The organism is Tritonibacter mobilis F1926 (genome assembly GCF_000376545.2).
Lineage (GTDB): Bacteria > Pseudomonadota > Alphaproteobacteria > Rhodobacterales > Rhodobacteraceae > Epibacterium > Epibacterium mobile.
In genome coordinates this window covers 75,498-89,638 of sequence record NZ_CP015233.1, presented here as the reverse complement: position 1 = coordinate 89,638, position 14,141 = coordinate 75,498, and the positions used below count along the sequence as shown (strand labels likewise).

At 61.3% G+C, this 14,141-nt stretch carries 13 protein-coding genes; 3 read left to right on the top strand and 10 right to left on the bottom strand.

Features of this window, described 5'->3' with window-relative positions; genetic code table 11:
* Nucleotides 1–130 precede the first annotated feature (130 nt).
* Together K529_RS22585 and K529_RS22580 are read left to right on the top strand one after the other, a co-directional pair.
* Entirely contained in the window at nt 131–2,527 is a 2,397-nt protein-coding gene (locus K529_RS22585; RefSeq protein WP_438873632.1) for a heavy metal translocating P-type ATPase, read from the top strand.
* A gap of 99 nt (nt 2,528–2,626) precedes the next feature.
* Complete coding sequence (locus K529_RS22580; RefSeq protein ID WP_040643433.1) at nt 2,627–3,103, top strand: L,D-transpeptidase family protein; 477 nt, start codon at nt 2,627–2,629, stop codon at nt 3,101–3,103.
* Nucleotides 3,104–3,106: 3 nt separating this feature from the next.
* Here the strand turns inward: K529_RS22580 and phnE are convergent, their stop codons facing one another.
* The 4 genes from phnE to K529_RS22560 are packed head-to-tail and all read right to left on the bottom strand — an operon-like array spanning nt 3,107 to nt 7,399.
* Nucleotides 3,107–3,865: a phosphonate ABC transporter, permease protein PhnE gene (gene phnE, locus K529_RS22575; RefSeq protein WP_046002642.1), complete on the bottom strand. Its 759-nt coding sequence runs from the start codon at nt 3,863–3,865 to the stop codon at nt 3,107–3,109.
* A complete protein-coding gene (locus K529_RS22570) occupies nt 3,865–4,647 on the bottom strand; it encodes a phosphonate ABC transporter ATP-binding protein (protein ID WP_046002643.1) in 783 nt (260 codons plus the stop codon). Before K529_RS22570 ends, phnE begins: the two co-directional genes overlap by 1 nt.
* Nucleotides 4,644–5,519 carry a phosphate/phosphite/phosphonate ABC transporter substrate-binding protein gene (locus K529_RS22565; protein WP_046002644.1) on the bottom strand — a complete coding sequence of 292 codons (876 nt, stop codon included), beginning with the start codon at nt 5,517–5,519 and terminating at the stop codon, nt 4,644–4,646. Before K529_RS22565 ends, K529_RS22570 begins: the two co-directional genes overlap by 4 nt.
* Nucleotides 5,519–7,399, bottom strand: a complete 1,881-nt coding sequence (locus K529_RS22560; protein ID WP_046002645.1) for a cytochrome c peroxidase — start codon at nt 7,397–7,399, stop codon at nt 5,519–5,521. The genes K529_RS22565 and K529_RS22560 overlap by 1 nt, the downstream gene beginning before the upstream one ends.
* Before the next feature lie 94 nt (nt 7,400–7,493).
* On the opposite strand from K529_RS22560, the gene mntR reads away from it, so the two are divergent.
* Complete coding sequence (gene mntR, locus K529_RS22555) at nt 7,494–7,964, top strand: manganese-binding transcriptional regulator MntR (protein WP_005641374.1); 471 nt, start codon at nt 7,494–7,496, stop codon at nt 7,962–7,964.
* A gap of 237 nt (nt 7,965–8,201) precedes the next feature.
* Here mntR and K529_RS22550 read toward each other — a convergent pair whose 3' ends face one another.
* The 6 genes from K529_RS22550 to K529_RS22530 form a co-directional block, all read right to left on the bottom strand.
* On the bottom strand, nt 8,202–9,194 hold the full coding sequence (locus K529_RS22550) for a cytochrome c oxidase assembly protein (protein WP_005641377.1): 993 nt from the start codon (nt 9,192–9,194) through the stop codon (nt 8,202–8,204).
* The gene (locus K529_RS22545) at nt 9,191–11,110 is read right to left on the bottom strand and encodes a penicillin acylase family protein (RefSeq protein WP_040643110.1); all 1,920 of its coding nucleotides are present in this window, start codon (nt 11,108–11,110) and stop codon (nt 9,191–9,193) included. Before K529_RS22545 ends, K529_RS22550 begins: the two co-directional genes overlap by 4 nt.
* A gap of 24 nt (nt 11,111–11,134) precedes the next feature.
* Entirely contained in the window at nt 11,135–11,302 is a 168-nt protein-coding gene (locus K529_RS23775; protein WP_005641387.1) for a hypothetical protein, read from the bottom strand.
* Nucleotides 11,302–12,804 (bottom strand): apolipoprotein N-acyltransferase, encoded by a 1,503-nt coding sequence (gene lnt, locus K529_RS22540; RefSeq protein WP_227512264.1) that lies wholly within the window; start codon nt 12,802–12,804, stop codon nt 11,302–11,304. The genes K529_RS23775 and lnt overlap by 1 nt, the downstream gene beginning before the upstream one ends.
* Nucleotides 12,805–12,869: 65 nt before the next feature.
* The gene (gene lspA / locus K529_RS22535) at nt 12,870–13,364 is read right to left on the bottom strand and encodes a signal peptidase II (RefSeq protein WP_005641392.1); all 495 of its coding nucleotides are present in this window, start codon (nt 13,362–13,364) and stop codon (nt 12,870–12,872) included.
* A complete protein-coding gene (locus K529_RS22530) occupies nt 13,348–14,130 on the bottom strand; it encodes a ZIP family metal transporter (protein WP_005641394.1) in 783 nt (260 codons plus the stop codon). Before K529_RS22530 ends, lspA begins: the two co-directional genes overlap by 17 nt.
* Nucleotides 14,131–14,141: the final 11 nt, after the last annotated feature.

The following is a 14,141-nucleotide window of genomic DNA, read 5'->3' as shown; positions in this document are numbered from 1 at the left end:
CTTAGCGGCGCGTTTCAAGGTTCCGCAGGTCTGTGTCCTTATTTGACCAAGTTTCTGTTTTTGCTCTTGAAGCTCTAGTTACTGTAGGGGCTATCTCAATGTGGAATGAACGAATCCCGAGGTCAATCCCATGTCTTCCAATGGCCACCGCCACGACCACAAGCACAGCTCTGACTGCAGTCACGATCATGGTGATGATCACAAACATGCGAGCGTAGTTCCCCACTCTCATGGAAAAGGTGCTGCGTGCTGCGGTGCTGGAGCCAACACGGGACCGGCACAATCCATCCCCTCGAATGGGCGAAGTTTTCAAGTTTCCGGTCTAGATTGTGCCGAAGAGGTGGCAATCCTGAATAGGGTGGTCGGTCCAAAAGTCGGCGGGACTGAGCATCTGGCGTTCGATGTCATCAATGGTCGGATGACGATTCTGGATACCGCAGTCGGAATTTCGGACAACGAGGTTTCGCAACTGGTCGCGAGTACCGGCATGAGCACAAAACCGTGGGACGCCGACAACGCAGCAGAGGATCAGGCCGCGCATCTGGCACGTCAGAAGCGCTTTACCTCGTTGAGCGGCGGCTTCTGGGCGGCGGGATTCCTTTTTCACATTGTCGAGACCGGCATGGGCGGCGCGCTCGGGCTCTTTGCGGGGCATGGCGAGGTGCCTATGCCTATGGCGGAAGCAGGGATCTTCGCCGTCGCGATCCTCTTTGGGGTCTGGCTGGTTGCGCCCAAGGCATGGTCTTCGGCGCGGCGACTTTCGCCAGACATGAACCTACTGATGGTGGTGGCCGTTGCAGGAGCCATCGGGCTCGGCGAATTCTTCGAGGCCGCGACGGTCGCGTTTTTCTTCTCTTTGTCGCTCTATCTTGAGAGCTGGAGTGTCGGTCGCGCACGCAACGCGGTTTCATCTCTCCTCGATCTGGCGCCGCCAACGGCGCGGGTTCTTTACGACGACGGATCTGAATCCGACGTTCCGGCCGCGGCCGTGGCAGTCAATGCAAGGTTTATCGTGCGCGGCGGCGACCGGATCCCCCTCGACGGTGAGGTCGTGGACGGGGCAGGGGCCGTCGATCAGGCCCCAATTACTGGGGAAAGCGCGCTAGTGCCCAAGGAACCCGGCGACGAGGTCTATGCCGGCACGATCAACGGCGAGGGCACACTGACGGTGCGGGCGACGAAGGCCGCCTCGGACACGGTGCTCGCGAAAATCATTCGCATGGTGGGCGATGCCCATGCCCGCCGCGCGCCGGTCGAACAGTGGGTGGCCAAGTTCGCGCGCATCTACACACCCATCGTGATGGCTTTGGCGATCGCCATCGCGCTGGTGCCGCCACTGCTGCTCGGCGGCGCCTGGGACTACTGGTTCTACAATGCTCTGGTCCTTCTGGTCATCGCATGTCCTTGCGCGCTGGTCATTTCTACGCCGGTTTCTATCGTGGCGGCGCTGACCGCGTCGGCGCGGGCGGGGGTGCTCATCAAGGGCGGCGCCTATGTCGAGGCGCCGGGGCGGACCACGGCACTGGCGATGGACAAGACCGGGACGATCACCATGGGCGAGCCTGAGGTGGCGGCGGTTCACCCACTGGTCGGCGTTTCCGCACGCGATCTCATGGCGCTGGCAGCAAGTCTGGAGGCGCGGTCTTCACACCCGCTGGCACGCGCCATCCTCTCGCGCGCCGAAGCCGATGGTGTTTCCGTGTCTGCCGCAGAGGACACCCGCACCGTGCCCGGGCGCGGTCTGGAAGGACGCGCCGACGGGCGCGCTATCTGGCTCGGCTCGGATCGCTTCGCCGAAGAGAAGGGGTTCGGCAATGCCATTCCGGCGGATCTGCGGGATCGGATCGAAGGGGCAGGGAGCACCCTCGTTGCCGTGGGTGACGAGACCGGCGTGACCGGCGTACTGGAGCTTCGCGACCGCATCCGCCCAGATGCAAAGGGGATCGTTGCGCGCCTACACGCGCAGGGCGTGAAGACAATCGTCATGCTGACCGGCGATAACGAGCGCACCGCGCGTGCAGTGGCGGCCGAGGTCGGCATTGACGAGGTGCGTGCCGATCTCTTGCCAGAAGACAAGGTGACGGCCATCGAGGAACTGGTGGCAACCCACGACATGGTGGCGATGATCGGTGACGGCGTGAACGACGCACCGGCGATGGCGCGGGCGCATTATGCCATCGCCATGGGGGCTGTCGGTTCGGACGCGGCCATCGAGACGGCCGATATCGCGCTGATGACCGACGATCTGGCTCGAGTGCCGTGGCTGATTGCTCACTCTCGCCGGACAATGACGATTATCCACCAGAATATCGGTATATCGCTGGCAACCAAGGCGCTGTTCGTCGGGCTGACCGCGTTCGGGATGGCCTCGATGTGGGGCGCCATCGCTGCGGATGTAGGCGTATCCCTGTTGGTGGTCGCCAATGCGCTGCGGCTTTTGAACGGGCATCGGATCAAGGACGGGCCTTCGGGCGGTGAACCGGTGGGCGAGCAGATGGCGAAGGGAGCACTGGCGCACGGTCATTGATCCGACGTCTTCGTTAGAGTAACCTCTGGCACCAACAGACCTCGCAAAAAGGGGCGTCGAGCAGTGACAAACACCAGATTTCCACGGCGCGCCTTTTTGATGGGCGGATTTGCCGCCTTCCTGTCAGGCTGTGCCAGCAAGTTCCGGTCGTACAACGGACCCGAAGTGGCCCGGCTACGCATGTACAAGGCAGAGCGGTTTCTGGTTTTGGACGGGGCGGATGACGTCTTGCGGACCTATCCCATCGGATTAGGCTTCGCGCCCGAAGGTCACAAGCAGTTCGAGGGGGACGGCCGTACGCCGGAGGGTTCCTACGTGATTGATCGGCGCAACCCGGACAGCCTCTTTCACCTGTCAATCGGCATCTCATATCCCAACGCGGCAGACATCGCTTTTGCGCAGGCCCAAGGAAAGTCGCCCGGTGGCGACATTTTCATCCACGGCGGACCGCGCAAGGGGACTGACCCAATGAATGTCCGCGACTGGACAGCAGGCTGCATCGCCGTCACTGACCGCCAGATCGAGGAAATCTATGCCATGGTCAGGGACGGGACACCGATCGACATATACGCTTAAGGATCAGGTGAAGCGGCGCCGCAGCGCGACGTTGATCGCCTCAATGGCGATGACCATGGCGACGACCGCCATCGTGACGCTGGCCGCCTTATCATACTGGAAAGAGCGCACGTAGGTCTGGATGTAAAAGCCTATCCCGCCCGCGCCGACAATGCCGAGGATCAGCGACTCGCGCAGGTTCAACTCGAACCGGAAAATCGTGTCGCGGGCGACGACCGGCGCCATCTGCGGCCAGATCGCGTATCTGAGCCGCACGAGCGGCCCGGCGCCCGCGCTTTCCAGTGCGGCGATCGGCGCGCGGGACACGCCGTCGATCGCCTCGGCATAGAACTTGGCGAGCATCCCCGTTGCATGAAAGGCGACCGCGATGATGCCGGGCAGCGGCCCGAGCCCCACAGCGCCCACCATGAGCATGGCCACGAGGATCAGCGGAATCGCCCGGATGAAGGCAAGCAGCGTTCGGATCGGCCGGAACACCGCAGGCGATACCATCGTTTCGGAGGCGAGGATGGCCAGAGGGATCGACAGGATCACAGCGCCGAGGGAACCGAGGATCGCTATTCTCAGCGTTTCCGCGCTGCCCTTCCTGATCTCGGCCATCACTGTCGGATCGGGCGGGAACATCCGCCCGAGAAAGTCAGCGATCCGCGGACCGGCCGAAACGAGACGCGACAACTCGACATCAGTCGTGGCGAAGGACCAGAGGATCGCGCCGGCGATCAGGGCGCTGGTAACGAACCCGCCAAACCCGCCAAACTGCATCAGGACACCGCCCTGAGGCTGAGACCGGGCAATGGTTCGACCTCGCGGTAGAGCTCCGCCGTCGCATCATCGTTCAACTCGGAGGTCGGTACATCGAAGGCGATCCGCCCATCCCGCATGCCGATGATGCGCTGCGCGAAACGCCGCGCCAGGTCGGGCTGGTGCGAGGAAAACAGCGCCGTTGCGCCGCGCGCTTGCGCCGCCCCGGTCAGCAGCGCCAAGACCTCCCCAGCGCGGGTGGGGTCGAGGTTGCTCACCGGCTCGTCGGCGAGGATCAGCCGTGGCTCCTGCGCGAGACACCGCGCAATGGCCACGCGCTGCCGCTGGCCGCCGCTGAGACTGTCGACCCGGCGTTCGGCGAGATCGGCAATGCCGCAATCGGTGAGGGCTGTGCGCGCAATGTCGAGATCATGTGGCGTTGGCGACCCCAGCAGGGCGCGCAGGGGCGCCATCCGGCCTAGGCGGCCGTTCAGCACGTTGCGCAGAACCGTGGAGCGTTCGACCAAGGCGAATTCCTGAAACACGAAACCGGTATCAGGTCGGCTTGCGCGCGGCGGCGGTTGGTCGGGATCGAGCGGCGCACCCAAGACTGAAACGCGCCCGCGCCAGCCCTGAAGCCTGCCGTCGAGCAATGCCAGCAGCGTTGTTTTTCCTGCCCCGGACGGGCCGAGCAAAGCGACGCTTTCGCCGGTCGAAATTGTAAGCGAGACCCGCTCCAGCGCCGGAACACTCCCGCCCGGATGGGCAAAGTTCAGGTCGTCGATCCGGATCGCAATGTTCATTCCAGGAGCCCATATCGCCGTGCCATGTCGCGCACGCCGCCATAGGCGGCGGAGTCGGCCCTGACATAGCCGTCCGGCCCGTAGAGATAGCGCAGCTTGTCGCGGTTCTCAGGTTCGTTGAGCTGCAGCATCGCGTTGGTGAAGCGGTCTTGCACCTCGGCATCCAACCCGGGTCGCGCGATCACGACATGGCTCGGGATTGGCGGGCTTTCCGCGATCCATGTCACCTGTGCCTGCTGCTGCGGCGTCAGGAGCAGGTCCGCATACTGGCTGGCACCCGCGGCATCGACCAGACCTTCGGCCATCGCCTGCATGGCCTGCTGATAGCCGCCTGCGAAGAAGACGCGGCCGAAGAATGCCTCCGCCGCGCCCGGACCGTCGATCAGCCCAGCCTCGACGAATTCGGCGAGCGGATAGAGATAGCCAGATTCCGAGATCGGATCGGCAAAGGCGATGTCGCGCCCGCGCAGGTCTGCGAGCGCGCCGATGCCGCTGTCGCGCCGCACGAAGATGCGGCCCGTATAACTCGGCGCGTCGCGGTAGACCTCGGACAGGAGCGGCACGGCACCGATCTCGGCCTCGGCCAGGACGAAAGGCAGGGCGCCCATGAAGGAGATATCCGCGTCGCCATTGCGCAGCGCCTCGACCGCTGCCGCATGGTCGATGGTAACAAACCCTTCGACGGGGACGTCGATCTCACTAGCCAGCCAGCCGGTGATGGCCTCGATGTCCCCCAGAAGCTTCTCGGGGTTCTCCTGCGGGATGAAAGCCAGCCGCAACGCAGTGTCCTGCGCGGCCAACGGGGTTGCGAGCGATACTGCGCCCGCACCGGCCAGTGCCAACATCGTTCTGCGATTCAGATGGATTGCCATCAGAATGCCCTCTCTTCGATTGCGTCGGCTTCGGACTTGAACGCGGCCCAACTGGCTTCGGCGGCCACCCAGTCTTCACCGCGCACGGCGGCACCGACCTCGGCCAGCCGCTCGGCCAACGCGTAGACCTCGGGCCGCGCAGCCAAGTTCGACATTGTGCTGGCGTCCGCCGAAAGGTCCGCGGCGACGGTGTCGGTCAGCAGCAGGATATGCTCCGCATCCCTCTGTGGCAGCAACGTATTGAGCGTCGAGGCGAATGTCGTCAGTTCGGAGAATGCCAGCCGGAAGGCGGTGTTCTCGGCGTCGAATGCCTCATAGGGCTCATCCGCTGCGCCCACGGTCTCCAGATAGGCCGTCAGGTCAGCCCTCTCCGCCGCGGTCAGCCCAAGCGCTTTCGATTCGTCGAACCAGTCCACGACAGCGGCCAGCGTCGGCAGAGATCCGTCATGGAAATAGGGTGCGGTGTAGGCCGTGCCGAGCAGCGTGGGTGTATCCATCGCACCGGTGCGGGCGCCATCGTAGGCCGACGCAACCGAGCCGATATCATGGGCCTGCCGGTCCAGGAAGTTCGTGTCCGGGACGTGGCAGCTGGCGCAGGAACGGTCGCCGAGCGCCGCGAAGGGCGTATTGAAGATCGCTTCGCCGCGCTGCGCGGCCTCGGGAGCGGCTTCGGTCAGCTGACCATCCGGTGTCAGCATGGAGTTGGGCAGGAAGTCGAATTCGAGCATGTAGGCGAGCAGAGCATCCAGCATGAAGGGCGTCGGTTCATCGCCGCCGAACTCGTTGACGATGACGTTGCGGGTGAAATCACGCAAGGAGGCGAAGCGGCCATCGCGGCCGTAGGGCCCGGTGAAACGCAGGCCACGGAGGCTGGGGATGTCAATCGGATCATCGCGCCGGTCATTGAAGATCGGATTGAAGAAGGCGCCATCGACATCGATCGCGCCTGGCTGATGGCTCGCACCCGGAATGAAAAGCCGCTGGTTGACGTCCGAGCGGTTGTGACAGGTCGAACAAGCGACCCCGAGGTCCTGCGCCGGATTGCCAAAGATTTGCGCGCTGTCGAACAACATGTCGCCATATGCCACCAAAGGCAGGTCGGTCTCGTCGATGCCCTGCTCCTCGAAATTGAGGACGAGGCGCGGCAGCGGATCCTGATCGAACATGTCAGACCCGGGCGGCAGGCTTGGCGGCACCTCGATGGTGCGGCCACTCAGGACAACAGTTTCCGGCAGCGCGCTCAGCGTCCGGCGGGGCGCGAAATCGTCAACGAGGTAATTCTCGGCGAGATAGCCGGAGATGACTTCGCGCGCGGCTTCCATGGTTTTGCGACTCGCGGGTGTGGCACCAGCACCAAGAACACCGGCGGAGCCTGTGCTGCTGTTGAGTTCCAGCCAGGCGAGGCCGATGCGTCTCGAAGCGTCGGGATCAGCAGCCGCGATACCGTCCGCGAATGCGCGATAGAGTTCTCGAGCTGTCCGCACGGCCTGCTGTGCACGTGCAGGGTCGTCGGCCATGACTGCCCGGTCCAGTTCCTCGTCGATCCTGCGCGCTATCAGCCGCGTCGCCTCGGCGAAGACCGCCTGGCGGTCCTTGCGAGTTATGGCGTTCAGAAGGGGCGCGGGTCCAATGTCGCTGCTGCCGTTCAGCCATGCCAATGCACCGACAGCGAATTCCGAACCCCGGTAGGATTCGGCCCAGGCGGTCCCGACGTCATACCAGGGCAGCGGTTCGAGATTCGCGAGGAAGAGAGTCAACCGGTAGGCCGCCGCCTCTGGAAGCCATGGGGCCTCCTTGGCGGGCGTCGCAGCGACAGGTCCGGACAGGACGAGCGCACTTGCGAGTGCGGCAATGAACGCTCCAAGGGATTTCTGAATCACCGTGGTCTCCCAACTTCAAAGTTAGCCACGGCTAATTTATCTACCCTATGCAAACAAGTTGTCAATCCTGCAGTTTCCCTGCAAAGTCCCAATTATGACAAAGCTGCAATCACAGGAACATGAACCGTTCGAAACTGTCGACAGGGCTCCCGAAGCACAGGCTGAGGGATTCGCGACCGTGCGTCAGGCACATGAGAGCGAAATGGCGGAAGATTACGTTGAACTGATCGCCGAACTGATCGAGTCGCGCGGAGAGGCAAGGCCGGTGGAAATCGCCGAACGGTTTGGAGTGAAGCCGCCGACCGTGACCAAGAACATCTCGCGACTCAAAGCTGCTGGCCTGGTGCGGCGGGAACCTTACCGCGCCATATTCCTCACGGATGCCGGTCGGGAGTTGGCCGAGGCCTGCCGCCGGCGGCACAGGATCGTCGTCGCGTTTCTCCTCAGCCTGGGAATCGACGAAGAGACTGCGGAACGCGATGCGGAGGGGATCGAGCATCACGTCAGCACGACCACGCTGGAGGCCTTCGAACACGCCCTCCTGCAATCTGAGAGCGGCAAGTAGCGCAGCATCAAGTTCTCGCGAAATTCAGCAAAGCAAGACTCAGGAGGCGGCGGCGTCAGCAGTCAAAGGCTGGTGGGTCTGTTCTGATGGTCAACTTTAGTGCAGAAAATCGTTCGTGTCCTCTGAGCTTGGCCAGCCCGAGATAGTGTGCCCAAAATCTCTGACTGCGACGACGGTGCAGCGAAAATGTCGATCGCGGGAAAAGACGTGGGTACAACCTTTGATTTGCTCCTCTGTTCAAAGCGCATAGACAATAGTCACCACCGTCGTCATGACGATGAAGAACATGACCAAGGCGCCTATGGCGAGCGTCCGGCCCATGTCGCGGTTTGGCTTTGCCACTTTCAGACGCAATTCTTCGGCCGTTTCCGGAAACTCGAGCGCCGCGGAGTTCGAGCCTCGCACCAACTCGTATCGTGAATTCCAGCGACGCACCTCGGCCGCGTTCCACCCGTTCATGACCAGAATGATCGCGGCGATCATCAGCATCGAGGACGGGACCCAGATCGTGTAGCCACCCATGGTTTCGTCTGACAGGGGATCGAGCAACCCGGTTGCCGCCGTCTGGTAGGAGGCATAGAGGCTCACCTCTTTGAGTGTCGTCAAGGAACCCAGAAAAATGTTTGAAACGATCACCGCAAAACTGGAGATCAGCCTTGCGCCGCGCCTCGCGCCCTCAGGGGGATCTCTCGGGTCGAAGAGCATGCCAAAATACCAGATCCCAGCCAGCACCATCGCAAAGTGCGCGAACATCTCGATCACCGCGATGCGCTGCGCAAGTCCGTAGAGGACCGGAAACTGCCAGACGAAGAGCGCCGCGATGAGCAAGGCAGTCGCGGTTACCGGATGTGCCATGAACCGCACAACAAAAGATTTCCCAAGCGCGCCGAGGTATCGACGCCACCGTCTGTTCAAACTGACTTGCAGGAATCGCCACGGCTGCGAGACCGCGATGAGCAGTGGTCCTGCAAGGCGGAGGAGAAGATGTTCTACCTGGTGCACCGAGAAGAGGCTGTGCCCCAAAGAAGCCAGAGGCGCATTCGTGGCCGCGAGAATGCAGGTCAAGCCAACGAAAAACAGGGCCGGCCGCCAAATAGAAACCGCCCCGCGAATTCGAGCGGATCGCGTGAGGCCGCGCATGTAGAACCAGCCCGCCAAGCTGACGGAAACAACCGACACTGGCGAAATCGCATATCCAAACGGGTCGAAAAGGAAGAAGTAAGTGATCATCGGCTCATGTCACCTTGTATTGTCAGCTTGTCGAAGGATACCGGTGAAAGTCGGGATGTTCCCACTGCGCCACCCCGAGCCAATGACAGATCAGTGGACATCGCGAGATATTTGCCCTGCATCCACATTGGAAACAGGTTCTCATAGAAACGCGAGAGCGGGTGGCCGGACTGACCGGCGGGGGCGATGAAATAGGAACCGGCTTCTTCCGAAAACGACATGACCGCCTGAAAATTTGTGCCCGCGCTGGTCGCGAACGGGAGGTCATCGTCAGAAGCAAACAATGTTGCAATCAGTGTGTCGGGAGCGCCCGAAGATGGGGCTTCGAGAGACAGCAGATCGCTGATGATCCCGCTCGATCGGATTGACGCCCATCTCATATTCAAAGAGTGTGCTTCGCCCCAGACCCAAGCGGACGGATCGGGTCCGTTGCGGTCGATAAGCCAGCCGATGGCATCATCCAGGGCCGCACGAACCTGATCCTGGCAGGTCTCGATGCGGGTGGACGGGCGGATGTCGCACCAGATTGCGCTTCCTCCCCGATCTGAAAGCACCGCAAATAGGACATCGGCATTTAGCATGGCCCAGACCTTCGTCGCGGATGGAAATTCATCCTGAAGTATCCGTTTTTGCAACGCGCGCGCCCAGGCCCAGAACACGAGCGGCTCCGGTGAAAAGCGATCCATGTCGCCATTCCATTGGGCAAGTTGATTCAGAATAACGCCGCGAAGCTTATCTGCGCGGTTTTCTTCGAGAGCACCTGTGGAACCCACGAACCAGAGCTCTCTTGCCATTAGAGGAAGAAGCGCCCGCGCGGCAGCGCTGACCGTGTCGCGCTGCACCGCAATCGCGCCCTCGACCGAGAATATCGGCTGCCGCTCATCAAGAGCAGCCAGACGGGCGTCTCGAAACGATAAAAGGGTTTCGACCTCCCTGTCAGGCCAGCGAGCAAGGGTATCTCGGTCGATCGCAAGAATCTCCAATCCGGCTGGTGCCAGGTTCATGCTTGCGTCCATGGCATCGTTCACATCGGCGGACCGCACCACACGGTCAAGCATCACCAGAAAATTTCCGGCCTTCGCAGCGGTGGGACTCACTGGCTCTTTCAGGGCATTCAGTGACAGAGATCGGAACGCCCAAGCGACGCGTTCGCTGCGACCAACGACAATGAAGGGCACACCCGGCATTGTAGCCCCAATCGCGGCTCCGGTCGGGAGTTGAATATCCGCCAGGTACCATTCAGAAGGCAGCGATAAGGGGCCACGTATATCGGCGGTGAGAATTGGTGCTCCCATAGCTGTTCTGTCTCCAGGCAACGCCCAAGCATCGAGGCTGACCTTGGGCGAGGTCACAAACAGCTCGGGCAAAAAAGGTCGGTCTGACAAGCCGGACAGGTCACTCTGGCGACTCTCGGGTTGAAGATCGTTCAGAAACGCTTGAGCAAGTCTGAGACTATCGACGGGTCTCCAGGCTGCGATCATTCTCTCATCCGCGATCAACAGATCGGGTGAGCCTCTGCCGCGCCCGCCTTCGGATACCAGACCAAGCCACGCGTTGACACCTGCGGCATATGCGTCGAGCGCCTGGGCTGTCGAAGGCTCGACTTCGAACGTCTGGTCAAGTGGCAACAAGGCTTGCGCTGCCCGCCTTGCCCGCAATAACTGGCCAAGCCTGTCCTGAGCGTGAACGAAACCAAGCGCGAAATAGGCATCCGCAGCAGAGTCTGCAGAAATGTGCGGTATGGCCGCAGCATCTCGCAGAATATCGACTGGTCCTCCGATTCCCGCAACTCTGAAGTCCTCGTCATAGTCGGGGACGGAGGCGCGCAAAAGAAAGTAGACGACACCGGATACGGCCAGTCCTGATGCAAAAACCGCCAAGAGTAAGTACAGTAATATGTTGAACAGTCGTTTCAATTCGTTGCCGGTCCCAAAGCAATCTCAAGACGTGATGCGCAAGAGGATCACCGAGGCGAAAAAAGCGAGTAGGCCGAAAGCAATACCGAAGCCTGTCGCGTACTGAAGTATATCCAGGCGGTTCCCTTTCCGCCGTTGCGCCAGATAGCCACCCCAGAGCGCCCCTCCGACAAAGCCTGCGAGCACCAGCATCACGAGTCCTCCGATTTTGATTTTTCTGAATTGAAACGTCGTCCGGCCAATCCGACGGTAAAGGCTAGGGCCCAGACCGCACAGATGAGCGCCAGCAATGTCCAATCACCGAAACGAGCGTAAGGTGTGGGCGCAAGCGCTGTCGGCAGGCTGGCATCTATGACTCCAGTTTGTCCGGTCTCGAGGCGCGCGATGATCTCTCCCTTGGCGTCGATGACCGCGGAAATCCCGGTGTTGGCCGCCCGGACCACAGGAAGCCCTTCTTCAACCGCGCGCATGCGCGCGGAGGCGAGGTGCTGCTCGGGGCCGATGGTGGTACCGAACCAGGCATCATTTGTTGCATTGAAAATCCAGTCGGGGCGAAAAAGGTCATCGACTACTTGGCTCGGAAAAATGATTTCGTAACAGATCGCCACCGCGACCAGAGGCGCACCCGGGATCGCCAGCGTGCGTGGCCCTGATCCTGGCGTGAAATCGCCCAAACCTTCGGTCAGTCGTTCAATGGGCAGCCAGCCTTTCAGGGGCACATATTCCCCGAACGGAACAAGATGATGTTTTGCATATCCCGTCAGAACCTCGCCGCTGCTGTCATAGGCCTGAACCGTGTTGAAATATAGGGTTCCCCCATCGCCCTCTACACGGTCTGGCACACCTGTCAAAAGGATCCTGCCGTCTGGCAGAGCCGTGGATAGCCGCCTACGCGCCAAGGCGTCCTCGTCCAGAAAACCGGGAAAGGCCGTTTCCGGCCACAGCAGCAGGTCGAAGCGTCCAGGTTGCGCCGACAAGCCCAAATATTTTTCCAGCGTTCGCTCGCGGCTGCCCGGTGCCCACTTCTCGACTTGCGGCACATTGCCTTGGACGATGCGCAAAGCGCTGTCCGTCGGAGGCACATTCGTCCCTAAACGCAGCGCGCCGCCACCCCAGAGGCCCATCACCGCAGCGGCGAAGAGCAGGAGAACAGGCACGCGTCTGTTTGGTGCCGCCACAATCAGCACACCGGGCAACAGCCCGATAAAGACCGTGAGAAAGCTTAGCCCATAGCTTCCGACCCAGGCGGCGGGTTGGCGCAGGGCGGCATGTTCGACAAGGGTATAAGCGGCAAGGTTCCAGGGAAATCCCGTCAGGACATGACCACGCAGCCATTCTGCGGCAAGCCAGTAGGTTGCAAGCAGAAGACCTGACGTAATGCCGACGACAGCACGGCGCTGCATGATGGTGGCAAATAACATCGCCGCAATCGCCGGGAATATGGCCAGTCCGGCGGACAGTCCCGCGACTGCCGGGATCGCAAGGGCACCGAAACGTTCGGAATCGACGTAAAAGCTCTCGGCGATCCAGGAAACTCCAAACCCGAACTGGCCCATTCCGAAGGCCCAGCCGATGAAGAAGGCAGGCGCTGTCGAAACCTGCCGGAGCATGAGAAAAAGTGCTGAGAAGGCGACCGGAACAACTATTAGCCATGAGAATGGCGGAAGGGCTAAAACCGTTAAACCGCCCGCCATAAAGCTAATCCCTAATCGCATGGGAATGTAACGGCCACGACCCGTCAGTGGACGCAAGCCCGTCATCATGTGCCAGTCTGGAACTTGGCGTTCAACCAAGAGGCTATGAACAGTAGGCCCACGCCGCCGACCACGAAAACATCCGCCATGTTGAAGGCGGGCCAATGTGTGGATCCGGCGTAGAAATCGAGGAAGTCCGTCACACCCCGAAACCGGATGCGGTCGAGGACGTTGCCGAGCGCGCCACCGATAATCGCACCATAGGCGATAGCCTCAACCGGGTTGGCAGTGCGCAACAACATGACTGTCAACCAGCCGCAGACAGCGAGGGCCAACGCCGTAAGGCTCCACCATGGCGCTCCACCAAGCAATCCAAACGTCACTCCATCGTTGCGCAGATAGATAAGATTGAAACCGGGGAAGACCGGAATTCCGGCGCTCAAATCTGACGCATTGGCGACGACAATTGCTTTTGTCACCTGATCGACAAGAAAAGCAGTTCCAGCCGCTATGAAACCTTGGAAATGGCTCAGTTTCATCTCATCATCCCAGCCATACATCGAGGAACAACATGATCACGAGGCCGACTGCGAGACCGAGTGTCGCCCTGTTTTGATGGCCGGAACGGTGGGTTTCGGGAATGATTTCGTGGCTGATGACGTAGAGCATCGCCCCGGCGGCGAAGGCGAGGCCCCATGGCAACAGCGGCTGCGAGATGCTGATGATCCCAGCCCCAAGAAGCCCGCCTAACGGCTCGACAAGACCTGTCAGGGCGGCAATGCCCCACGCACGGCGCCTAGAATATCCTTCACCAAGCAATGAGACCGCTACGGCGAGACCCTCGGGAGCGTTTTGCAGCCCAATGCCAATCGCAAGTGGCAAGCCACCAGAAAGACCGTCAGCCCCGAACCCGACACCAACGGCGAGTCCTTCGGGGAAATTGTGGATCGTGATCGCAATGATGAAGAGCCAGACGCGGCGCAGCGAAGCAGAGTCTGGGCCTTCCCGCCCCGTCTTGAAATGCTCATGCGGCAGCCGTTCGTTCGTCAGAGCGACCGCGCCCATGCCAAGTAGGATCGCAACACAAACGATGGCCGCCGGGAGAGCACCGTTGTCGAACTGTCCTTCAGCTGCGTCGAGAGCCGGGATGATCAGCGAGAAGAACGAAGCCGCGAGCATGACACCCGCCGCGAAGCCAAGCAGCAGATCGCGCGTGGCCCGGGACGGGATGCGCCCAAAAAGAACGGGGACCGCCCCGACCGCGGTCAGTGATCCGGCGGCCAGGCTTCCAAGAAAGCCAAGCGCTATGGGGGAGAGGGGTTCCAATTGTTAAGGTT

Coding starts and splice junctions, on each gene's coding strand:
- lspA (WP_005641392.1), bottom strand. CDS start 13,364: ATGTATGGCTGGGATGATGAGATGAAACTGAGCCATTTCCAAGGTTTC.
- K529_RS22570 (WP_046002643.1), bottom strand. CDS start 4,647: ATGAACATTGCGATCCGGATCGACGACCTGAACTTTGCCCATCCGGGC.
- K529_RS22585 (WP_438873632.1), top strand. CDS start 131: ATGTCTTCCAATGGCCACCGCCACGACCACAAGCACAGCTCTGACTGC.
- mntR (WP_005641374.1), top strand. CDS start 7,494: ATGACAAAGCTGCAATCACAGGAACATGAACCGTTCGAAACTGTCGAC.
- lnt (WP_227512264.1), bottom strand. CDS start 12,804: ATGGCGGGCGGTTTAACGGTTTTAGCCCTTCCGCCATTCTCATGGCTA.
- K529_RS22565 (WP_046002644.1), bottom strand. CDS start 5,519: ATGGCAATCCATCTGAATCGCAGAACGATGTTGGCACTGGCCGGTGCG.
- K529_RS22580 (WP_040643433.1), top strand. CDS start 2,627: ATGGGCGGATTTGCCGCCTTCCTGTCAGGCTGTGCCAGCAAGTTCCGG.
- K529_RS22550 (WP_005641377.1), bottom strand. CDS start 9,194: ATGATCACTTACTTCTTCCTTTTCGACCCGTTTGGATATGCGATTTCG.
- K529_RS23775 (WP_005641387.1), bottom strand. CDS start 11,302: ATGCTGGTGCTCGCAGGCTTTGTCGGAGGGGCGCTCTGGGGTGGCTAT.
- phnE (WP_046002642.1), bottom strand. CDS start 3,865: ATGCAGTTTGGCGGGTTTGGCGGGTTCGTTACCAGCGCCCTGATCGCC.